We start from the raw sequence: 22,596 nt of genomic DNA on the forward strand, positions 1-22,596 counted from the left end.
TGACCTCCTCTACCCCGTCGGCTGACCTCGTCGGCCGACGACCACGTGCACGACCAGACCCGCCAAGTACACCGCCGCGCCGAACATGACGAACGTCGGCGCCCGGCCGTCGGGCGGGATCAACAGCGCCGCCACCGTAATCGAGACGATGAACGACACCCAGAACAGCGCGTCCTGCACCGCGAACACGTGGCCGCGCAGCGCGTCGTCGACGTCGATCTGCATTGCCGAGTCGGCGCACAGCTTGATCATCTGGCCGGTGATGCCGAGGAAGAAGCTGCACGCCACCATGATCGGCAGGACCAACCCCGCCCCCGACACCTCGATCAGCGCGGCCGCGACCAGGGCGCCGTTCGCCGCGGCGTAACGGCCCCAGCGGCGCACCGTCGGCGGTGTCAGCAGGGTGGCCACAAAGGACCCGAGCCCGGAGGCGGCGAAGAACACCAGCGCAATCCCCAGGCCGCCGACCGCCGGGTTCTGCGTGTGATGGGCCAGCAACAGGATCACCAGCGAATTGATGCCCACCACCATCCGGTGCGACGCCAGCGCGGACAGCGCGGCGGCGACCGTCGGCGTCGACGCCACCGTACGGGCGCCGTGCACCCATCCGGTGACTACCGCGTAGACGACGGACCCGTGGATCGCCCGCAGGGTGTCGTCCGGCCCGAGGACTCGCGGCACAAAGCGCAGCGACAGCAGCAACGCGACGGACACCGGAAGGAGGGTCATGAAGATGATCACCGACGCACCCCGGTCGCTGGCGCCGACCAACCAGCGTGGGATCAGCATGAAGTTCGCCCCGAAGAACGCCGCGATCGCCCCGGCGGCGGTGGCCAGCGAGTTCATCGTCACGACCTGGTCGCGAGGCACCACGTGCGGCAGCGAGGCCGACAGGCCCGAGGCGACGAATCGCGAAAATCCGTTGGCCAGCAACGCGCCCAGGAGCAGCGCCATTTCGCCGGCGTGGACCGCCAGGATCGTCCCGATCGCCACGATCACCACCAGCCGGCACACGTTCGCACCGACCAGCACCAGCCGACGGTCCCAGCGGTCCATTAATGCGCCGGCGAACGGCCCTAGCAGCGAATAGGGCAAAAACAGCACCGCGAAGGCAAACGCGATTGACAACGGGTCGGCCGCCCGGTCCGGATTGAACAACAGCGCACCGGCGACCGTTGCCTGGAAGAGCCCGTCGCCGAACTGGCTCGCCATGCGCACCGCAATGACCCGGCGCAAGTCCGGCAGAGCGCGCACGGATTGCCACAGTTCGGCGGGTGCGCGCGCGGGCATCCGGGTTTGGAACACAGGACCGACTTCCACGTGGGGGCAGGGCAAGGACCGTCGCGCTCGAGGGCGCTGCAATAACAGTACAAATCTTTAAGGGCTGCGATTGTTTGTGCCGAACGATGCTACGGGAGTGCGATGATGGACGGATGGCTCAGCCGGAGGATCCCGAAGACTTCATCGCACCCGCTGCCCAGCGGGTGCGTGCGGGTACGTTGCTGCTTGCCAATACCGATCTGCTTGAACCGACGTTCCGGCGCAGCGTCATCTACATCGTCGAGCACAACGATGGCGGCACCCTAGGCGTGGTGCTCAACCGGTCCAGCGAGACCGCGGTCTACAACGTCTTGCCGCAGTGGGCGAAGCTGGCCGCCAAGCCGAAGACGATGTTCATCGGCGGGCCGGTCAAGCGGGACGCGGCGCTGTGTCTGGCGGCGTTGCGGATCGGCGCCGACCCGCAGGGGGTACCGGGGTTGCGGCACGTGGCCGGCCGGATCGTGATGGTCGATCTCGACGCCGACCCCGACGTGATCGCACCGCTGGTCGAAGGCGTGCGAATTTACGCGGGGTACTCGGGCTGGACCATCGGCCAACTCGAGGGCGAAATCGAACGCGACGACTGGATTGTGTTGTCCGCGTTGCCATCTGACGTTCTCGTCGGAACCAAAGAGGATCTGTGGGGACAGGTACTGCGTCGGCAGCCGCTGCCGCTGTCGCTGCTGGCCACCCATCCGATCGACGTCAGCCGGAACTAGCCTTCTCTCCCATCGCCGCCTGTTCGTCGGCCTTGCGGCCCAGCCTGCTGGCGATCACCGCGCACACCACCAGCTGGACCTGGTGATAGATCATCAGCGGCAACATGATCAGGCCGACGGTTGCAGCGGGAAAGAACACCAGCGCGATCGGCAGCCCGGAGGCCAGGCTCTTCTTCGATCCGCAGAACAGCAGTACGACCGCATCGGCGCGGTTCAGTCGGGTCAGCCGGCCGAGCGCCGCGGTGGCGCCCAGCACCGCCGCCAGCAGCACCAGCGTGACGACGCAGACCGACACCAACTGCCACGCATTGACACTGCTCCACACACCCTCCACCACACCCATCGAGAACGCTGCGTACACGACGAGCAGGATCGACGCCCGGTCGGCGACTTTGACCGCCGCGCCGTAGCGGACAAGCACTCCCCCGACCCACGGTCGCGCCAATTGGCCGGCGGCGAAGGGCACCAGCAGTTGGCACACGATGTCGCGGAGCGCGCCACCGTCCACCCGGATCGCGCCATTGGTGTTCATCACCAGCACCACCAGCACTGGCGTCAGGACGATGCCGAGCAGGTTGGACAACGAAGCGCTGACGATGGCGGCCGACACGTGGCCGCGCGCGATCGACGTGAACGCCACCGACGACTGCAAGGTCGACGGAACCAGGCACAGAAACAACACGCCGCGGTAGAGGTCAGCGGTCAGCACCGACGGGACCAATGCCCGGGCCACCAGCCCCAGCAGCGGAAACAGCGCGAAGGTGGCGGCCAGCACCAGCAAGTGCAGTCGCCATTGCCGGACGCCGTGCCAGGCCTGTTGCGGCGACAACCGGAGCCCGTAGAGGAAGAACAACAGCGCGATCGCGACGTCCGCGGCGATCGACGCGGCATGCCCGGCGGCCCCGCGCGCGGGCAGGAAGGCGGCGAGCACCACGGTGACCGCGAGACCGATCAGCAGGGGATCCAGGAGTGGTGCCAGCAGGGGCGACAGGCGAGCGCGCATCAGCGGGGTTGCCGCACGTCGGCGGGCCGCGGTTAGTGGCAGGACTGCGCGCAGACGCCGCACGCGCCGGCACAGCTGGGTGGCGAGGCGGCTTCCCGGCGCAGCGCAAATCGCGCGCTCTGCCAGGAGCCGGCGGCCAGGGTGCCCAGCGCCCCGGTGACGCAGACGATCAGCACCACCAGGGCGGTGTGCGGGGACGCGGCCAGCACCACCACACCGCCGGCGGCCAGCATTACCGCGACGGCCAATTGCGTCGGGGCCATCGCCCTCAGCGCCAGTTGCGTGGCGTCCGCTCCGGCGGAGTGTTCGACGGGGTGAGGGTGAGACAACGACCACGTCCCGAAGCCCGCCGAGACCACCGCCGCACACATGCACACCACCCCAGCGATCAACATGGCCTCACAATACGATCCCGACCGTCGGTTCGCGCGCCGGGTTCCACAGCGCCTGGGGCGCCTGCGATCAGGCGCGAATCAGCGGGCGCCGAGATTACTGAAGTTCGGCAACGGCGGCAGGCCGGGCACCAGGGACAGCAGGTTGGGCATGGGGTGCGGGGCCTGGTTGGGTATCGCCGCCGGTGCGGGAAGTCGGGCGGGCGCCCCGACGGGTGCGACGGGTACCTGCGCCGCAGCCACCGGGGCCGGTGTCTGGCCAACCGGGGTGGCGGCCGGTGCCTGCGCAACCGGGGCCGTCGCGGGCGGTTGCGCAGCCGGTGCCGGGGCCTGGCCAACGGGGGTGGTGCCCGGCGCGCTCACCCGGAACCCGTTGATGATGGCGTCGGTGGCCGGGGCGTCACCGATCGCCACCGCACGGTCGGTCGTCACCGACAGTGACACCAGGTAGTTCTCGTTACCCGATTTCGCGATGATGTGCCGCCGCGAGGTGTTCAACGTCATGTCGCCTTCGCGGTAGGTGCCTTCGATCACCGACGACGGGAACCCGTCGAAGTCGGCCATCGAGGCGTTGGTGGACTGCCAGGCCAGCAGTTTCTGGCTGTCGACGTAGCCGTGCGAAATCGCTTCCCGGGGGTCGAAGTTGCCGACGAGCTTGTACACCACTACCTGCGCGTTGGAGCTGTACACGCTGCTGCCCTGGCGGTCGGCTATCACCGCGAAAGCGTCCGGCACGTTGGGATCGGGCACCGTGGTCCAGCGCGGGGGCACCGGCAGCGTGATGTCGAGGGCCTTGAACCCCTGCGGCTTCTGTGGTTCGAGCTTGACGCCCTTGGACTGGAAGTATTCGCGCAGGGTCCCGGTGGCGGCGGGAGTCACCGTCTGCACCGGCGCCACCGGGGCGGCGTTAGGCGTGGCGGCGGGCGCGGTGTTCGGTGCGGCCGGCGCGGAGGCCAGGCTCGGCGGCGCGAACGGATTCGCCGACGGCGGGGTGGGGACGAACCGGTTGCTGCTGGCCGCCCCGGGGGCGGCCGGGATGTACTGATTCGCCGGCACCGGGACGATGGGGCCCGGCGGTACGGGAGCCACAGGATCGGCCGAAGCCGTACCGCCCGAGAAGAGGGCGAACCCGATCACACCGGCGGCGAACCCGCCTGCGATAACGCCCCACGGGGCGGCGATCTGAGGCATCTCTGTCGGTCCTTCTGAATGGCTGGTCGCCCAGCATCCGTCATCTAGAGGCCGACTGTAACCAGGGGTCAAAGGCCCTGGACAGGGCCGAAACACAGCTGGGATGAACCTCTGACCGGCATGCAATGCAACCTTTACCAACCTGTGGCCGGCGGGGCCGCCGCGGCGGCCCTTATACGCTGTGCACGTGACTCAATCGCCGACCGACTCGTCTAGGAGCGGCCCCGCGGGTGCTCCGGCGGAGACCGACGCGCCGCCATTCCGGTACACCGCGTCGTTGGCCGGCCGTATTGAGCAGACGTGGCAGCACAACTGGGCAAGGTTGGGCATCTTCAACGTGCCCAACCCCGTCGGCACGCTGGCGCCGACGGACGGTTCCCCGATCCCCGACGACAAACTGTTCGTGCAGGACATGTTCCCGTACCCGTCGGGCGACGGGCTGCACGTCGGGCATCCGCTGGGCTACATCGCCACCGATGTCTACGCGCGCTATTACCGGATGTCTGGCCGTAACGTGCTGCACGCCCTGGGGTTCGACGCGTTCGGCCTGCCGGCCGAGCAGTACGCCGTCCAAACGGGTACCCACCCGCGCACCCGCACCGAAGCCAACATCGTCAATTTCCGGCGACAACTGGGCCGACTGGGTCTTGGACATGACACCCGACGCAGCTTTTCGACCACCGACGTCGACTTCTACAAGTGGACGCAATGGATCTTCCTGCAGATCTACAACGCGTGGTTTGACACCGCGGCCAATAAGGCCCGCCCTATCGCGGACTTGATCAGCGAATTCGATTCCGGTGCACGCACTCTGGACGACGGGCGGTCGTGGCAGGAGCTGACGGCGGGGGAGCGGGCCGACATCATTGACAGCCACCGGCTGGTCTACCGGGCCGACTCGATGGTGAACTGGTGCCCCGGGCTGGGTACGGTGCTGGCCAACGAGGAGGTCACCTCCGACGGGCGCAGCGACCGCGGCAACTTCCCGGTGTTCCGAAAACGGTTGCGGCAGTGGATGATGCGCATCACCGCCTATGCCGATCGGCTGCTCGACGACATCGAGGTGCTGGACTGGCCCGAGAAGATCAAGACGATGCAGCGCAACTGGATCGGTCGTTCCACCGGTGCCGCGGCGCTGTTTTCGGCGACCCCGTCGAACGGCGAGCGGGCCGGCTCCGCCGTTGACATCGAGGTGTTCACCACGCGCCCGGACACCTTGTTCGGGGCCACTTATCTGGTGCTGGCCCCCGAGCATGACTTGGTCGACGAACTGGTCACCGCCGCGTGGCCGGACGGTGCCGACCCCCGCTGGACGTACGGCGCCGCCACGCCGGGGGAGGCCGTCGCGGCGTACCGGCGCGCGATCGTGGCCAAGTCCGATCTGGAACGCCAGGAGAACAAGGAGAAGACCGGCGTATTCCTCGGCAGCTACGCCGTCAACCCGGCTAACGGCAAACCAGTACCAATTTTCATTGCCGACTACGTGCTGGTGGGGTACGGCACCGGGGCCATCATGGCGGTGCCCGGCCACGACCAGCGCGACTGGGACTTCGCCACCGCGCTGCACTTGCCGATCGTGGAAGTGATTGCCGGCGGCGACATTTCGGAAGCGGCCTATGCCGGTGACGGTGTGTTGGTCAACTCCGGCTACCTCGACGGCCTGGACGTGGCGACGGCCAAACAGACGATCACTGCGCGGCTGGAGTCCGAGGGCCGTGGCTGGGCTCGCATCGAATACCGGCTGCGGGACTGGCTTTTCGCGCGGCAGCGCTATTGGGGCGAGCCGTTTCCGATTGTGTACGACAGCGACGGACGCCCGCACGCGTTGGACGAGTCGGCGTTGCCGGTCGAGTTGCCCGACGTGGCCGACTATTCGCCGGTGTTGTTCGATCCGGACGACGCCGACAGCGAGCCGTCACCGCCGCTGGCCAAAGCGACCGAGTGGGTGCATGTCGAGTTGGATCTGGGTGACGGCCTGCAGCCCTACAGCCGCGACACCAACGTGATGCCGCAGTGGGCAGCCAGCTCCTGGTACGAGCTGCGCTACACCGACCCGCACAACTCGGAACGCTTCTGCGCCAAGGAAAACGAGGCCTACTGGATGGGCCCGCGACCGGCCGAGTACGGGCCGCAGGACCCCGGCGGAGTCGACCTGTACGTCGGCGGCGCCGAACACGCGGTGCTGCACCTGCTCTACGTGCGGTTCTGGCACAAGGTTCTGTACGACTTGGGGCACGTCAGCTCCCGGGAACCGTTCCGGCGGCTGGTCAACCAGGGCTACATCCAGGCGTTCGCCTACACCGACGCACGCGGGTCCTACGTTCCGGCCGCCGAGGTGATCGAGCGCGACGGCGGCTTCGTCTACCCCGGACCCGACGGCGAGATCGAGGTCTTCCAGGAATTCGGCAAAATCGGTAAGAGCCTGAAGAATTCGATCTCCCCCGACGAGATCTGTGACGCCTACGGCGCCGACACGCTGCGCGTGTACGAGATGTCCATGGGACCCCTGGAAGCGTCGCGCCCGTGGGCCACCAAGGATGTGGTTGGCGCGCACCGCTTCCTACAGCGGGTGTGGCGGCTCGTCATCGACGAGAGCACCGGCGACACCCGGGTTGTCGACACGCATGAGCCGCTCGACACCGATACCCTGCGCATGCTGCACCGCACCGTCGCAGGGGTCACGGAAGACTACGCGGCCCTTAGAAATAACACCGCGGCGGCAAAGCTGATCGAATACACCAACCACTTGACCAAGACGCATCGCGACGCGGTGCCCCGAGCGGCCGTCGAACCGCTGGTGCTGATGCTGGCCCCGCTGGCGCCGCACCTCGCCGAGGAGCTGTGGGCGCGGCTGGGGCACGCGACTTCGCTGGCGCACGGACCCTTCCCGCAAGCGGATCCCAGCTACCTCGTCGAGGACACCGTAGAGTACCCGGTGCAGGTCAACGGCAAAGTGCGCGGACGCGTGGTGGTCCCCGCCGATGCCGACGAGGACGCGCTCAAAGGCGCGGCGCTGGCCGACGGGAAGGTGCAGGCGTTCTTGGCCGGTGCCACGCCGCGCAAGGTGATCGTGGTCGCCGGCCGACTGGTCAACCTGGTGGTCTAGCCGCCTTGGCGCAGCACGACCTCGTGCAGGTGCCCGTCGCGCGGGGTGGCCACCGCGTGCGCGACTGCCGCGGCGACGGTTTCGGGCCGCAGGAACTTGCTGGCGTCGTACTCCCGGCCCTCGTAGGCGATCAGGCCGCGCTGCATGTCGGTGTCGGTGCGACCGGGAAATATGGTGGTCACCCGCAGGTCCGGTTCGTCGGCGCGCAGCGAATCGGCGAACGCGCGCAGCGCGAACTTGCTGGCCGAGTAGGACGCCATACCCGACAGCACGGCCCGCCCCGCCCCGGAGTTGATGAACACCACCCGCCCCCGGGCGTTGCGCAGGGCCGGCAGTAACTGCAGCGTAAGTTCCACTACTCCAAACACATTCACCTCGAACGTGGCCCGCCACTGGTCGATGTCCGACTCGGCAACCCTAGCCGGGATCGAGGTTCCCGCGTTATGCACCAGGACGTCGAGTTCGTCCACCACCTCGCATGCCGACTCGATCTCGGCGACATCGGTCAGATCCAACGGGAACGTGGTGGCGCCGAGTCGCTGGGCGACGGCATCGAGCCGTTCGGAGGGCCGGCCGGCCAGCAGCAGCGTATGGGTGGGCGCCAGCGCGGTAGCGATCGCGGAACCGATGCCGCCCCCGGCGCCGGTGATGAGTGCGGTTGGCATGCGGCCAGTTTACGGCCGGCCGCCACGTCCCTGAAAACTACTGTGGAGCAGGTACTTTCACGCCTGTCTGCGCGCCGGGGATTCCCCTCCGGCGGGACCCGATGTCGGTTCGCCGGAGGCCAGGCGTTCCAGCGGTGCCAGCGCGGCGGTCAAAGTGTTCAGCTCGTCCTCGGTGAGTTGGCTCAGCAAGGCGGCCAGCGCGGCGTGCCGGTTGGCCAGCGATTCGGCGTGCACCGCCCGGCCCCGCGGGGTGATGTCGACCAATACCGCACGCAGGTCGGACGGATCGCGCGAACGTTTCACCAAACCGATCTTTTCCAGCCGCCGGATCGCCACGGTGGTGGTGGGGGTGCGCACCCGTTCGTGGGCCGCCAGGTCCGTCATCCGGATGGGACCCTGATCGAGCAGAGTGACGAGAATCGACAGCTGCGCCAACGTCAATTCGCCCGCCACGACGCCGCTCGGGTCGCCCCGCCGCAGTATCGAAAACAGTTTGGACAGCGCGCGGTGTAATCCCTCCGCAAGCTCCGTCACTTCGGCAGTGGTGGCTTCGCTGTCCGCCATAAGTCGGCAGTCTAACCCGATATGGGTGCCGGACGAGATAGCTACGACAACTATTTTTAGCTCATCAAAGCACTTGCGAGAGGAAGCGCTGTAACCGCTCGGTTTCCGCGGCCTCGAAGATCTGCTCCGGCGGCCCGGATTCCACGACTTTGCCGTGATCCATGAACACCACGGTGTCGGATGCAGACCTGGCGAAGCCCATTTCGTGGGTCACCACGATCATCGTCATTCCGGCGGCGCCGAGATCGGCGATGAGTTGCAAGGCCCCCTTGACCATCTCCGGGTCCAAGGCCGAAGTGGCCTCGTCGAAGAACATCACCTGGGGCGCCATGGCCAGCGCACGGGCGATGGCAACGCGTTGTTGTTGTCCGCCGGACAACATACTGGGGCGGGCACTAGCCTTGTGCTTCAGGCCAACTCGGTCCAGCTGCATCAGCGCGAGGTCACGGGCGGCGTCAGCGGACAAGCCGCGCAACTTCCGTGGCGCCAGCGCAACGTTTTTCAGGATGCTCAGATGGGGGAACAGGTAATAGTTCTGGAAGACCATCCCGATGCGCTGCCGCAGCTCGTCGGGATCGTCACGCAGCACGGATCTGCCATCGAGCAGGACGTCGCCACTGTCGGGTTCGTGCAAACGATTCAGCGCCCGCAGCAATGTCGATTTCCCGGAACCGGACGGACCGATGACGGCCACCGTGGTCCCCGCGGGCGCCTCGAAACTCACGCCTCGCAACACCTGTGCGCCGCCGAGCTTCTTGTGAACATCCTTGGCTTCCAAGGAAACCGATGTGCTCGCGACGGTCATGCCATCGCCTGTCCGAGTGTCGAGGTGACCATGGTGGCGGGGTCCTCGGCATCCTTGGCGGGACTGCCGCGGCGCAACCGGGTGTCGATGTAGTTCACCAAATGCGTCAACGGGATCGTCAGCAACAGATAACACAGACCCGCGGCCACCAACGGTGAGAGGTTGCCGGTCTGCGCGTTGAGGTCGCGCCCCACCTGGAACAGCTCCCGCTGCCGGGCAACCAGACCTAGGAAGTACACCAGCGCGGAACCTTTCAGCAACGCGATGAATTGATTTACCAGCGCCGGCAGGACCCGGCGGATGCCTTGCGGCACCACCACCAAACGCATCGCGGCCGGGTAGCTGAAGCCCAACGCGCGAGATGCTTCCAGTTGGCCGGCATCGATACTTTGGATCCCCGATCGCAGAATCTCGCCGATGTAGGCGGCGGCCATCAATCCCAGCGCGGCGATGCCCAGCGGGTAGGGATTGTTGCCGGTCAAGCCACCCACCAGCGGGCCGACGCCCATCCCGATGATCAGGATGATCACCACCTCGGGCAGCCCACGAAAGATGTCGGTGTAGATCCGCGCGGGCCAGCGTATCCAGCGCGAGTGCGACAACCCGGCCATCGCCAGCACCATGCCCAAGACCAGACCGATAACGCTGGCGCTGACGGTCAGGGTCAAGGTGTTGGGCAGGCCGGTGGTGAGTAGCGCCGGGATGGCCTCCTTGTAGAGCTCCCAATCCAAGAATTGGGAACGCAATTGTGCCAGCGCCGATTTCGGCGCGACCGGGCCGCTCTGCTGGTGATGCTTGTTGGCCGCGATCGCGGCGAAGTCCGGCAGGTGCGGAGTGGGTGCGGTCTTTGATCCGGGTTTCCACCCGGGTGGCAGCGGGCGGGGTACCCACTGGGAGTACAGCTGCGACCAGGTGCCGTCCGCGATCACCGCGTCCAGCGCGGAGTTCAGGGCGGCGATCAGTGCCGGGTTGTCGTTGGCGACGGCATACGCGACGAAGTCGCCGGGGGTGAACGCGTTTGCGACCACCATGGCGGGGTCACCCGGCCGCATCAGGTTGGCGGCCAGTGCCGCCGGGGCCACCCAGGCGTCGAGCTGGTGCATCTTGAGGCTGGCGTACACGGTGGCGAATCCCGGATACTTCACCGGCTGCAGGTGCAGGGTGTCGACGACGTAGGCCTCCTCGACGGTGCCCTGTACGACACCGATCCGCTGCCCGGCGGTCAGATCGTCGAAGTCGTCGATCGGCGATCCGGGCGGCACGATCAGCGCGTAGTAGCCGAAGTCGTAGCCGTTGGTGAACCCGACGGTGTGACGCCGAGCGGCGGTGGCTTTGACCGACGCCGAACCGACGTCGAAGCGGTGCGACGCCACCTCGGCCAGCAGCGCGGAAAAATCGGTGCTGGCGAAACGGATCTGCAGGCCTAGCTTTTTCGCCATCGCACGCAGCAACTGATTATCGAAGCCGCTGTAGGTGCCGGTGGCGTCGACGCAGATGGACGGCGGCGCATCCGACAGGGTGCCGACACTGAGCACGCCGGGGGTGCCCAGACCCAATGCGTCGACGTTGACCGCACTGAGCGGCTCGGTGGTCAAGGTGGTGTGATCGTCGTCGCGACCGAGGTCGTTGAGCGTCGCCAAACCCTTCGGCAACGCGGTGGCGCTGTCGGACCCGCCTGGCGCGCATTGGTTTCTGTCGGCGAGCGCGGGTCCGGCCATCACCAAGCCGCAGACGATCAGGATTGTCGCGGCCAGGCCGAACAGCGTTGCGCGCCGGCTTTCGCACGGAATCATCACCCGCAACCGTATAGATCGCGCGGCGGGTCGGCGCGGCGAGCGCCGAATTCAGAGTGCCAACGACGGTTCGGCGTGGACGGCCTCGGATGCCGCGAGCACGTGCAGTGGGGCGGCGGCAACCGGGCGGGGGTCGTCGGGCGCGGCAAAAACCCTGCGCCGGAACAGCTCGGCGAGCATCGTCTGGGCCATCAGGTAGGAACGCCCGACGCATGCCGAGCGCGCCGCGTCGGGATCGCGATGGTGGATCGCGGCGGTTTCTTTTTCGTAGTACGGCAACATGTCGTCTCGATTGTTCTGATAGGTCATCCAGAACGCGCGGGGGATGAGGTTCTGCGAGGCACGAATCGTTGCGCGCAGCCGTGGTCCCGCGTACTCGTCGTTGACGGTGTGCCGGTATTCCACAGTGAGCTCGCCTAACGCGCGGGCGTCTTTGGCGGCGTGCATCGCGCGCATCAGGGTGTCGAGCTGGCCGAGGATCCGCGGGGTCGGGCTGGTCGCGGCGCGCGCCGACGCAATGCCGTTCAGCATGCCGTCGAGTTCGTGATGCTCGAGGACGGTGGCCTCGTCGAACCGTTCGACGAATGCGCCCCGGTGGTAGCGGGTCGACACGACACCGTCGTGCTCGAGCTGGACCAGGGCCTCCTGGATCGGGACACGGCTGACGCCCAGGCCGCCGGCGATCTCATTGCGGTCCACCCGGTCACCGCTGCGCAACTTCCCGGTCAGCACCATGTTCAGGACGTGGTTAACCACCTGGTCCTTTTCTTTGACCCCATATTTCTTCGGCATGAGTCTCTTTCACGTCGGTCCGGGCCCCGCTGCAGCACTCAGCGCAGGAAAGTTTCTCATGACTTCGCGCCTTGGTTAAGGTATTTCGCCGATGAATTGCCGGCAAACCGAGTTCAACGTGCGTCGCGCCAGCGGCACAATGCCTCGGCTGCGGTCAGGTCGTAATCGGGACCGTTGACGCCGACGGTCAGCAACGTCACGCCCAGCGCGGTCAGCCCCTCGGCGTCGGCGATCAGTCCGTCACCGCCGGCGTTGTCCTGGACACCGGCCGACCTTTCGATCGTCGACGGGTCGCGGCCGACGGCGGCGCAATGCTCGTCCAGTACGGCGGCCGCTTGCGGGTAGGTGTCGACGGTGGTGAAGCCGTGCCAGATGTCGCCGTACTCGGCGACCAGCCGCAGCGTCTTGCGGGGACCCTTGCCGCCGATGAGGATCGGGATGTCGCGGGTGGGCGGGGGATTCAGTTTCGCCAGCCGCGAGGTGAGCCGCGGGAACGCGGCCGCCAGATCGTCGAGCCGGCTCCCCGCCGTGCCGAACTGGTAGCCGTACTCGTCGTAGTCCCGTTGTTTCCAGCCCGCCCCGATGCCGAGTATCAACCGGCCGTCGGAAATGTGGTCGACGGTGCGCGCCATGTCGGCCAACAACTCCGGGTTGCGGTAGGAGTTGCACGTCACCAACGCACCGAATTCGATGCGCGATGTCTGCTCGGCCCATGCCGCCAGCACGGTCCAGCACTCGAAATGGGCGCCGTCGGGATCGCCGTAGAGCGGGAAAAAGTGATCCCAGGTGAAGGCGATGTCGACCCCCAGGTCCTCGCAGCGGCGCACGGCGTCGCGGATGTGCCCGTATTGGGGGGCGTGCTGGGGCTGTAGTTGCACACCGATGCGGACGGGACGATCAGCAGAAGTCATGGCTTCCACCGTAGGAGCCGTGCCGTTCAGCGCGCAGCGAGTATCCCGCGCAACAAGTCGATCAACGCTCGCGGCTGGTCGCTTTGGACGGAGTGCCCGGAGTTCTCGACGACATGCGTCTGCCGGAAATATGTTGCGCGGCTGGCGAGTTCGTCGGCATCCTGGTCGGTCACAAACGGCGACCAACCGCCGCGGACCAGGGTGACTGGGGCGGTCAGCGCGTCGACGTCGTTCCACAGATCGTCGAAGTCGGGGACGACGCGGATGGCGTCGTAACGCCAGGCCCAGTTGCCGTTGTCGAGCCGGCGGGAGTTATGGAACACCCCGCGGCGCAGCGCCTTGACCTCGCGGTGCGGTGCGGCCGCGACGGTCAACTCGAGCATGGCCTGGAAGCTGGGAAATTCGCGTTCGCCCTGAACCAACGCCACCGTGCCCTGCTGCTCGGTGGTCAGCTCGGCGTAGCGGTGCAGCGCCGACGGGGTGACGTCGACGAGCACGAGTTCACGCACCAGCTCGGGGGCGATCGCGCCCACCCGGATCCCGGTCAGCCCGCCCAGTGACATGCCGACGATCAGCTCGGCGTCCGGCGCCAGCTCGCGCAATACCGGCGCCACCGCCTCGGCGTTGTTCCGTGGCGAGTAGTCGCCGTCCGCGCGCCAGCCGGAGTGGCCGTGCCCGGGAAGGTCGACCGCCAGGGCCGGTTGACCGAGCCCGACGACGACGGTGTCCCAGGTGTGCGCGTTTTGGCCGCCGCCGTGCAGGAACACGACCCGGGGCGACTGCGTGCCCCAGCGCAGGGCGCTGACGCGGCCGTTCGCCGTTTCGGTGGCCACCCGGGTGACCTCGGGCAACGGACCCACGACGCCGGCCTGCTCCGCGTTTTCGGACAGCAGCGAAAACTCAGACAGTCCGGTCAGGTCGTCTTCGGGTAGTTCGGTCACGGTCTTTGACATTAGAGGACATAACGACGGCGAATGCCGCGGAATCGCTCCCACATGCCGCCGCCGCGCTACTCCTCGGTCACGGTGGCGGTGTCCGGCGAGTGGTAACGCCCGCGCCGAGCGTGGGCCCAGGGTAGGGCAGGTATTGGGACAGCTCCCGAATCGTCCCAGGGCCGCACACTCGGCGGTAAGAGAAGGGACTAACCCCCGATGATGAACTCTTCGAGCTGGGTGCGCGCGATGTCGTCGGGCAACTGCTGCGGGGGGCTCTTCATCAGGTACGCCGAGGCCGGCACCACCGGGCCGCCGATGCCGCGGTCCTTGGCGATCTTCGCCGCCCGCACCGCGTCGATGATGACGCCGGCCGAGTTCGGCGAGTCCCACACCTCGAGCTTGTACTCGAGGTTCAGCGGCACGTCACCGAACGCGCGACCCTCCAGCCGCACGTAGGCCCACTTGCGGTCGTCGAGCCAGCCCACGTGGTCGGACGGGCCGATGTGCACGTCCTTGGTCTTGAACTCGCGCTGGACATTGCTGGTGACGGCCTGGGTCTTGGAGATCTTCTTGGACTCCAGCCGCTCACGCTCGAGCATGTTGAGGAAGTCCATGTTGCCGCCAACGTTGAGCTGCATGGTGCGGTCCAGCTGCACGCCGCGGTCCTCGAACAGCTTGGCCATCACCCGGTGGGTGATCGTGGCGCCGACCTGGCTCTTGATGTCGTCGCCCACGATCGGCACGCCGGCGTCGGTGAACTTCTTGGCCCACACCGGGTCGGAGGCGATGAACACCGGCAGCGCGTTGACGAACGCGACGTTCGCGTCGATGGCGCACTGGGCGTAGAACTTGTCGGCCTCCTCGGAACCCACCGGCAGGTAAGACACCAGCACGTCGACCCGGTTGTCCTTGAGAACCTGGACGACGTCGACGGCGTCGGCGTCGGACACCTCGATGGTGTCGGCGTAGTACTTGCCGATGCCATCGAGGGTCGGGCCGCGCTGCACCGTCACGTTCGTCGGCGGCACGTCGGCGATCTTGATCGTGTTGTTCTCCGACGCGAAGATGGCCTCGGACAGGTCGAAGCCGACCTTCTTGGCGTCCACGTCGAACGCGGCGACGAACTTGACGTCGCGGACGTGATAGCGGCCGAACTTCACGTGCATCAGACCGGGCACGGTGCTGTTCTCGTCGGCGTCGTAGTAGTACTGGACGCCCTGGACCAGCGACGACGCGCAGTTACCGACGCCGACAATGGCGACCCGTACCTCCGTCGACGCCTGCGAAGCGTTGTGCTGAGTCATAGGGCGTTCTCCTTACCTGATTCCTATGTCTGTTGGGTGTCTGCTGGTTGTGTCTGTTGGGCTTGGGGGTTTCTTGGGTGGTGCGAGGGATTTATGTCTGCTCGGTGAGCCCGGGTGCTGCCCGTTCGGCGGCGATGAGCTCGTTGAGCCACTTCACTTCGCGCTCGCTGGACTCGAGCCCGAGTTGATGAAGCTGACGTGTGTAGCGGTCAAGTGAGCTGCTGGCCCGCGCGACGGCTTCACGCAGACCTTCCCGGCGCTCCTCGACCTGCCGGCGGCGGCCCTCCAGAATCCGCATCCGCGCCTCCGCCGGAGTCCGGTTGAAGAACGCCAGATGCACCCCGAAACCGTCGTCGGTGTAGTTGTGCGGACCGGTGTCGGCCACCAGCTCGCCGAAACGCTGCCGACCCTTCTCGGTCAGCTCGTAGACCCGACGGGCACGCCGAACCGGGGTACCGGCCGGCGCGGCGTTCTCGGCAATCAACCCATCCGCCTGCATGCGCCGCAGCGCCGGATAGAGCGAACCGTAAGAAAACGCACGGAACGCGCCGAGAAGGCCGGTCAGCCGCTTGCGCAACTCGTAGCCGTGCATTGGCGATTCGATCAGCAGGCCGAGGATGGCGAGTTCCAGCACCGAATCACCTCCTCTGCACGACTCGTTACGACGGACCGACGCCTCGCAGCATCGTATCGGGTCGATATATTTGTCACAACACTAGCCGGTGTCGGCATGCAGTTGGTCAGCCGCGTGCGACCGCCGTGCACTCCACGCCCGTGTAGCCGAACGGCTCAGTTAGAGGGGTAATTCACCCGCTTGACCGTGCCGTCGCCGGCGAAGTCGCGCTGGATACGTAGACCGACAGGGTCAGCGTTCCCGGCGCGGTCGGATCCTTGGCCGGCTCGACGATCAGGTAGGTGGATTTGACGTCGGAGGCCTTGATGCCCAGCGTCTCGGGAGCCCCGCGCAGGATGCCGACCGCCGCCTTGACGTCGAACTTGCCCAGGTCGGCCGGGACGGCCTTGGCGTCCGACTTGGCGGAGGTGGTCGGGTCGTCCCAACCGCCGCGGTAGTCGTAGTCCAGGACCCGGCGGTCGTCGCTCGGGTCGGGCCGGTAGAAGCTGGCGTAGGTGGGGTAGACGAGCAGCCGATAGCCGTTGGTGTCGCCGAATTTCTTGCGGGCCTGTTCCAGCAGCCCGGTGAGACCGCCGAGCGAGTGCAGTTGCTTGGGCGGCGTCAGTATCACGGGCGCGACTCCGTCGGGTTTGGCGCCGGGATCGCTGGTGAAGTCCAGCGGCGAGCTGGTGTTCCCGTACAAGCCCCAACCCAGCCCCACGCCGAAGAGCACCGAGACCACCAGCGCGGCGATCGCGATTCCCCGCCCGCCGACCCGCGGCCCGACTTTGCTCGTGCGCAGCCGCGACGGCGTGTGGTTGCCCTGCAGATCGGACACGAGCTGTTTGAGGTCCCCGAGCGTCACCGCGTTGGTGGCCCTGCGCACGCGCTCGCGATGTTCCTCGCCGGACAGCTCGCCGTCGGCCAGGGCGTTGTCGAGCAGCGTGCACGTCTCCTGCCGGTCGGTGTCCTTGGGGCGGGTCGCGGTCGTCACACCGCCGCCGAGTGGTGCGCCCAGCCATTTCGCCATGGGGATGATCGTAGAAGTCACCGCGTGTTCGCGCGGCGCAGCGGCACGGACGGTGTTGGTTGCGTATCGCCGGTGCCGACGGCGACGTACTCTGGTCAACGTGCGATTGCAGCGACAGGTGGTGGACTACGCGCTTCGGCGGCGCTCACTGCTGGCCGAGGTGTACTCCGGGCGCACGGGTGTGTCCGAGGTTTGTGACGCCAACCCGTATTTGCTGCGCGCCGCCAAGTTTCACGGCAAAACCAGCCAGACCATGTGCCCGATCTGCCGGAAGGAACAGCTCACGCTGGTGTCCTGGGTGTTCGGCGATCACCTCGGCGCGGTATCCGGTTCGGCCCGCACGGCCGAAGAACTGGTCATGTTGGCGAGCAAGTTCGACGAGTTCTCGGTGCACGTCGTCGAGGTGTGCCGGACATGCAGCTGGAATCACCTAGTCAAGTCGTACGTGCTCGGCGCGGAGCGTCCGGCACCCTCCCCGAAGGGAACCCGGTCCTCTCGGACGGCACGCAACGGCGCCCGCACGGCCATTGAATAACGAAGGGCGCCACGATCAGTCGCCCGATGACCCGAGCGGGGTCGACGGTCTGGCTGAGCGGATCGGCGAAAACGGCACTCCCGACGGTCCGGACGCTGGCGATCGCCCGGGTCGGCACGGCGACGCCGGTCACCGTCGCAAGGTCGCGCCCGACGACCGGATGACGACGATTCTGCCGCCGGTCGTCGACGACCGGTCGCCGCGGCGCTCCGATCCGATCGCGGAGGTGCGGGCGGCGCTGGCCGGTCCGCCGGCGAAGCCTGGTCCGCGCGACGCCCTCGACGAGGTGAAAGCCGCACTCGACGGCCGGGCGGCGACGCCACCCCGGCGCTCCAGCGGCCCGCCGCCGCGCCCGCCGGAAGTCCCGCCGCCACCGCCACCCCCTCGGCGCCCCGGCGGAGCGGGCGGTCCGGATCGCCCCAACGGCCCCGGCTCGGGGCTGGACTGGAGCTGGGTCGAGCAGATCAACTGGCGCTGGGTGCGCCGGGCCGCCTACCTGACCGGGGCGGTGCTGGTGCTGCTGCCGATCGTCACCTTCACGATGGCGTATTTCATCGTCGACATCCCCAAGCCGGGCAACATCCGCACCAACCAGGTATCGACGATCCTTGCCAGCGACGGCTCGGAGATCGCGAAAATCGTTCCGCCCGAGGGCAATCGGATCGACGTCAACATCAGCCAAGTGCCTGTGCACGTGCGGCAGGCGGTGATCGCGGCCGAAGACCGCAACTTCTACTCGAACCCGGGCTTCGACTTCACCGGCTTCGCCCGGGCGGTGGAGAACAACCTGTTCGGCAACGGCGACCTGCAAGGCGGGTCGACGATCACCCAGCAATACGTCAAGAACGCGTTGGTCGGCTCGGCGCAGCATGGATTCGCCGGCCTGATGCGCAAGGCGAAGGAACTGGTGATCGCCACGAAGATGTCGGGGGAGTGGTCCAAAGACGATGTGCTGCAGGCCTATCTGAACATCATTTACTTCGGCCGCGGCGCCTACGGGATCTCGGCCGCAGCGAAGGCCTACTTCGACAAACCCGTCGATCAGTTGACCGTTTCCGAGGGCGCGCTGTTGGCGGCGCTGATCCGCCGACCCTCCTCGCTGGACCCGGCAATCGACCCCAAGGGCGCCGAGGCGCGGTGGAACTGGGTCCTCGACGGCATGGTGGAAACCAAGGCGCTGTCGGCGAATGACCGTGCCGGGCAGACATTTCCGCAGACCGTGCCGCCCGACCTGGCCCGCGCGCAAAACCAGACCACCGGCCCCAACGGCCTGATCGAACGTCAGGTCACCAAAGAGTTGATGGAGCTGTTCAACATCGACGAGCAGACCCTGAACACGCAAGGCCTGCAGGTCACCACCACGATCGATCCGAAGGCGCAGCAGGCCGCCGAGAAGGCGGTCGCGAAATACCTCGACGGCCAAGACCCCGACATGCGTTCGGCCGTGGTGTCGATCGATCCGCGCACCGGCGCCGTCCGCGCCTACTACGGCGGACCCGACGCCAACGGCTACGACTTCGCACAAGCCGGGCTACAGACCGGGTCGTCGTTCAAGGTGTTCGCGTTGGTGGCCGCGCTGCAGCAGGGCATCGGATTGGGATACCAAGTCGACAGCTCGCCGCTGACGGTCGACGGCATCAAGATCACGAACGTCGACGGGGAAAACTGCGGCACCTGCAACATCGCCGAAGCGCTCAAGATGTCGCTGAACACGGCCTACTACCGGCTGATGCTCAAACTCAAGAACGGACCCCAGGCCGTCGCCGACGCCGCCCATCAGGCCGGCGTGGCCAAAAGCTTCCCCGGTGTCGCGCACACACTGTCCGAGGACGGCAAGGGCGGCCCGCCCAACAACGGAATCGTGTTGGGCCAGTATCAAACCCGGCCCATCGACATGGCCTCGGCGTACGCCACACTGGCCGCCTCCGGCGTGTATCACCCGCCGCACCTGGTGCAAAAGGTCGTCAACGCCGATGGCCAGGTGCTTTTCGACGCCGGAGATTCCGACAAGGGCGTCGAGCAACGCATAGACAAGGCGGTCGCCGACAACACCACCGCGGCCATGGCCCCGATCGCCGCCTACTCGCGCGGCCATGCGCTCTCGGGTGGCCGGCCGTCGGCGGCCAAGACCGGCACGGTGCAACTGGGCGACACCCAGGCCAACAAGGACGCCTGGATGGTCGGGTACACCCCGTCACTGTCCACGGCGGTCTGGGTGGGAACCGTGCAAGACAACGTTCCGCTGGTAACCGCTTCGGGCGCAGAGGTTTACGGTTCGGGACTGCCGTCGGACATCTGGAAGGCAACCATGGACGGCGCGCTGAAAGGCACGCCCAACGAGAGCTTCCCCAAACCGACCGAGATCGGCGGCTACGCCGGTGTGCCCGCACCGCCTCCGCCGCCGCCCCCGCCGGCCGAGACCGTCATCCAACCCACGATCGAGGTCGCCCCGGGCATCACGATCCCGGTCGGGCCGCCGACCACGATCACCGCGGCGCCGCCCCCGCCGCCCGGTGCGCCCCCGGGTCCGTTCGGACCACAGCCGCCGGCGCCGCCCGCGCCGCCGTTCGGGCAACCGCCCCCGTGACCGGCGCTCAGCGGGAGAGCGCCACCATTTCGCCGCGGCCGCTGGCGCAGGATCTGCGCAGCGCCGACAACCGCGACTGCCCAAGCCGCACAGACACTTTGGGGGCCGCTTTCGCCGACGTGATCGGCGGACCGGTGGGACGGCACGCGTTGATCGGCCGGGCCCGGCTGATGACCCCGCTGCGGGTGATGTTCATCATCGCGCTGGTGTTCCTGGGGTTGGGCTGGTCGACGAAGGCGGCCTGCCTGCAGAGCACCGGAACCGGGCCGGGCGACCAGCGGGTCGCCAACTGGGACAACCAGCGCGCGTACTACGAGTTGTGCTACTCGGACACGGTGCCGCTGTATAGCGCGGAGTTGTTGAATCAAGGCAAGTTTCCCTACAAATCCAGCTGGATCGAAACCGATCCGAGCGGGGCGCCGCAGATCCGCTACGACGGCAAGCCCGCGGTGCGCTACATGGAATATCCGGTCCTGACCGGGGTCTACCAGTACGTGTCGATGACCCTGGCCAAGACCTACACGGCGCTGAGCAAGCTGGCGCCGCTGCCGGTGGTGGCCGAGGTGGTGGTGTTCTTCGACGTCGCGGCCGTCGGGCTGGCGCTGGCCTGGCTGGCGACGGTGTGGGCCACGGCCGGGTTGTCCGGCCGGCGCATCTGGGACGCGGCGCTGGTGGCCGCCTCGCCGCTGCTGATCTTTCAGATCTTCACCAATTTCGATGCGCTGGCAACGGGTTTCGCGATGGCCGGGCTGCTGGCCTGGGCCCGGCGTAAGCCCGTGCTGGCCGGTGTGCTGATCGGGCTGGGCGCGGCCGCCAAACTGTACCCGCTGCTGTTTTTGGGCCCGATGCTGGTGTTGGCTCTGCGCACGGGGCGCGTGCGCGCGCTGGCACGCACGGCGGTGGCCACCGTGCTGACCTGGGCCGTGGTGAATCTGCCTGTGCTGTTGCTGTATCCGCGGGGCTGGTCGGAGTTTTTCCGGCTCAACGCCCGCCGCGGCGACGACATGGACTCCATCTACAACGTGGTGAAGTCGTTCACCGGCTGGCGGGGGTTCGACCCGAAGTTAGGATTCTGGGAGCCACCCGCGGTGCTCAACGGTGTCGTCGCGGTGTTGTTCCTAACCTGTTGTGCAGCAATCGCTTACATCGGGCTCACCGCGCCTCGACGGCCGCGGGTCGCCGCGCTGCTGTTTCTGGTCGTGGCCGCCTTCTTGCTGACCAACAAGGTGTGGAGCCCGCAGTTCTCGCTGTGGCTGGTGCCGCTGGCGGTGCTGGCGCTGCCGCATCGGCGGGTGTTGTTGGCGTGGATGACCATCGACGCGGTGGTCTGGGTGCCGCGGATGTATTTTCTGTACGGCAACCCGAACCGTTCGCTGCCGGAGCAGTTCTTCACCACCACGGTGTTGCTGCGTGATATTGCGGTCGTGGCGCTGTGCGCCTTGGTGATTCGCCAGATCTACCGGCCCGCCGAGGATCTGGTGCGCTGGGGCGGCCGGGTCGACGATCCGTCGGGCGGTCCGTTCGACCGCGCTCCCGACGCCCCGCCGCGCTGGCTGCCGCACCGGTTGCGCCCGGCCCGGCCGCGGCGGCCGTCCGTCACCGAAACTCCCCTCGACGCCGGGCGCGAGCCCGAGCCGACAACCGGTCAACGGCAGGCATGATGCTGGTCGCCATTCCGCTGTTCCCTCGCTTCACCGCACTCGATGCCGTCGGGCCTTACGAAGTGTTGCAACGCATCCCGTCCATCGACGTGAAGTTCGTCGGTCACGCTCGCGGTGAGGTGCGTACCGAGAACGGGCTGCTGGGCGTGTGCTGCGATGCCACTTTCGACGAGGCCGACGCGCCCGACGTGCTGGTGGTGCCCGGCGGCATCGGGACCCGCACGCTGATTCACGACGAACCGATCCGCGCCTGGCTGCAGGCGGTGCACCGGACGACCACGTTCACCACGTCGGTGTGTACCGGCGCGCTGCTGCTGGCCGGCGCCGGTTTGCTCGACGGGCTCACCGCGACGACGCACTGGGGGGCGGCGGATTTGCTCAACGAATTGGGTGCGCAGTATGTGCCGGACCGGGTCGTCGAGCATCTGCCCGAACGGATCATCACCGCGGCGGGGGTGTCCAGCGGTATCGACATGGCCTTGCGCCTGACCGAACTTCTCTTCGACCGCGTGGCCGCGCAGGCAGCGCAGCTGCTCATCGAATACGACCCGCAGCCGCCGTTCGACTCCGGTGCACTCGCCAAGGCCGACGAGGCGACCAAGGCCAGGGCCGCGCAATACCGGCGGCAACGGCACTGATCGGTCCGCTAGCCCCTAACCGCGCCGTGGCC

Annotated in this window: 19 protein-coding genes and 1 pseudogene; 6 read left to right on the forward strand and 14 right to left on the reverse strand. The window is 67.3% G+C overall.

The genetic code is table 11. From position 1 onward, the window contains the following. Positions 1-9: 9 nt before the first annotated feature. On the reverse strand, positions 10-1,290 hold the full coding sequence (locus AWC25_RS22350) for an MFS transporter (RefSeq protein WP_085167683.1): 1,281 nt from the start codon (positions 1,288-1,290) through the stop codon (positions 10-12). A gap of 143 nt (positions 1,291-1,433) precedes the next feature. Between AWC25_RS22350 and AWC25_RS22355 the strand changes: the two genes are divergently transcribed. Next, on the forward strand, positions 1,434-2,039 hold the full coding sequence (locus AWC25_RS22355; RefSeq protein WP_044509128.1) for a YqgE/AlgH family protein: 606 nt from the start codon (positions 1,434-1,436) through the stop codon (positions 2,037-2,039). Here AWC25_RS22355 and AWC25_RS22360 read toward each other — a convergent pair. From AWC25_RS22360 to AWC25_RS22370, 3 genes are all read right to left on the reverse strand, one after another. Further along, positions 2,026-3,042: a bile acid:sodium symporter family protein gene (locus tag AWC25_RS22360; RefSeq protein ID WP_085167685.1), complete on the reverse strand. Its 1,017-nt coding sequence runs from the start codon at positions 3,040-3,042 to the stop codon at positions 2,026-2,028. The two genes, AWC25_RS22355 and AWC25_RS22360, sit on opposite strands and share 14 nt — an antisense overlap. Before the next feature lie 32 nt (positions 3,043-3,074). Then, positions 3,075-3,437 (reverse strand): hypothetical protein, encoded by a 363-nt coding sequence (locus AWC25_RS22365; protein ID WP_085167687.1) that lies wholly within the window; start codon positions 3,435-3,437, stop codon positions 3,075-3,077. 78 nt (positions 3,438-3,515) lie between these two features. After that, a complete protein-coding gene (locus AWC25_RS22370) occupies positions 3,516-4,625 on the reverse strand; it encodes an LpqN/LpqT family lipoprotein (protein ID WP_085167689.1) in 1,110 nt (369 codons plus the stop codon). 187 nt (positions 4,626-4,812) lie between these two features. Here AWC25_RS22370 and leuS point away from each other — a divergent pair, with 187 nt between their 5' ends. Further along, entirely contained in the window at positions 4,813-7,731 is a 2,919-nt protein-coding gene (gene leuS, locus AWC25_RS22375; RefSeq protein WP_069401075.1) for a leucine--tRNA ligase, read from the forward strand. On the opposite strand, the gene AWC25_RS22380 is transcribed toward leuS, so the two are convergent. From AWC25_RS22380 to AWC25_RS22425, 10 genes and pseudogenes are all read right to left on the reverse strand, one after another. After that, complete coding sequence (locus tag AWC25_RS22380) at positions 7,728-8,396, reverse strand: SDR family oxidoreductase (protein ID WP_069401040.1); 669 nt, start codon at positions 8,394-8,396, stop codon at positions 7,728-7,730. The genes leuS and AWC25_RS22380 overlap by 4 nt on opposite strands. A gap of 57 nt (positions 8,397-8,453) precedes the next feature. Further along, positions 8,454-8,960, reverse strand: coding sequence for a MarR family winged helix-turn-helix transcriptional regulator (locus tag AWC25_RS22385; protein WP_069401041.1), 507 nt, complete (start codon positions 8,958-8,960; stop codon positions 8,454-8,456). A 64-nt stretch (positions 8,961-9,024) separates the two neighbouring features. After that, positions 9,025-9,765, reverse strand: a complete 741-nt coding sequence (locus AWC25_RS22390; protein WP_069401042.1) for an amino acid ABC transporter ATP-binding protein — start codon at positions 9,763-9,765, stop codon at positions 9,025-9,027. After that, positions 9,762-11,558 (reverse strand): ABC transporter substrate-binding protein/permease, encoded by a 1,797-nt coding sequence (locus AWC25_RS22395; protein ID WP_069401043.1) that lies wholly within the window; start codon positions 11,556-11,558, stop codon positions 9,762-9,764. Before AWC25_RS22395 ends, AWC25_RS22390 begins: the two co-directional genes overlap by 4 nt. Positions 11,559-11,609: 51 nt before the next feature. Beyond that, positions 11,610-12,350, reverse strand: a complete 741-nt coding sequence (locus tag AWC25_RS22400; protein WP_085167691.1) for a GntR family transcriptional regulator — start codon at positions 12,348-12,350, stop codon at positions 11,610-11,612. 113 nt (positions 12,351-12,463) lie between these two features. Then, positions 12,464-13,261, reverse strand: coding sequence for an LLM class F420-dependent oxidoreductase (locus AWC25_RS22405; protein WP_069401045.1), 798 nt, complete (start codon positions 13,259-13,261; stop codon positions 12,464-12,466). Between the two features lie 26 nt (positions 13,262-13,287). After that, positions 13,288-14,214, reverse strand: a complete 927-nt coding sequence (locus AWC25_RS22410) for an alpha/beta fold hydrolase (protein ID WP_142278999.1) — start codon at positions 14,212-14,214, stop codon at positions 13,288-13,290. 188 nt (positions 14,215-14,402) lie between these two features. Next, positions 14,403-15,500, reverse strand: a complete 1,098-nt coding sequence (locus AWC25_RS22415; RefSeq protein WP_069401046.1) for an inositol-3-phosphate synthase — start codon at positions 15,498-15,500, stop codon at positions 14,403-14,405. A gap of 91 nt (positions 15,501-15,591) precedes the next feature. Further along, the gene (locus tag AWC25_RS22420) at positions 15,592-16,134 is read right to left on the reverse strand and encodes a PadR family transcriptional regulator (protein ID WP_069401047.1); all 543 of its coding nucleotides are present in this window, start codon (positions 16,132-16,134) and stop codon (positions 15,592-15,594) included. Between the two features lie 155 nt (positions 16,135-16,289). After that, a pseudogene (locus AWC25_RS22425) lies at positions 16,290-17,143 on the reverse strand (DUF1707 SHOCT-like domain-containing protein). Between the two features lie 100 nt (positions 17,144-17,243). On the opposite strand from AWC25_RS22425, the gene AWC25_RS22430 reads away from it, so the two are divergent. Genes AWC25_RS22430 through AWC25_RS22445 form a run of 4 tightly spaced genes read left to right on the forward strand, consistent with a single transcriptional unit; the run spans position 17,244 to position 22,564 of the window. Continuing rightward, positions 17,244-17,678 carry a DUF5318 domain-containing protein gene (locus tag AWC25_RS22430; protein WP_044509143.1) on the forward strand — a complete coding sequence of 145 codons (435 nt, stop codon included), beginning with the start codon at positions 17,244-17,246 and terminating at the stop codon, positions 17,676-17,678. Further along, the gene (locus tag AWC25_RS22435; protein WP_069401048.1) at positions 17,671-20,265 is read left to right on the forward strand and encodes a transglycosylase domain-containing protein; all 2,595 of its coding nucleotides are present in this window, start codon (positions 17,671-17,673) and stop codon (positions 20,263-20,265) included. The genes AWC25_RS22430 and AWC25_RS22435 overlap by 8 nt, the downstream gene beginning before the upstream one ends. After that, positions 20,262-21,926: a glycosyltransferase family 87 protein gene (locus tag AWC25_RS22440; protein ID WP_085167693.1), complete on the forward strand. Its 1,665-nt coding sequence runs from the start codon at positions 20,262-20,264 to the stop codon at positions 21,924-21,926. The genes AWC25_RS22435 and AWC25_RS22440 overlap by 4 nt, the downstream gene beginning before the upstream one ends. After that, on the forward strand, positions 21,923-22,564 hold the full coding sequence (locus AWC25_RS22445) for a DJ-1/PfpI family protein (protein ID WP_211281067.1): 642 nt from the start codon (positions 21,923-21,925) through the stop codon (positions 22,562-22,564). The genes AWC25_RS22440 and AWC25_RS22445 overlap by 4 nt, the downstream gene beginning before the upstream one ends. Positions 22,565-22,596: the final 32 nt, after the last annotated feature.

It is taken from the genome of Mycobacterium sherrisii (assembly GCF_002102355.1).
Lineage (GTDB): Bacteria > Actinomycetota > Actinomycetes > Mycobacteriales > Mycobacteriaceae > Mycobacterium > Mycobacterium sherrisii.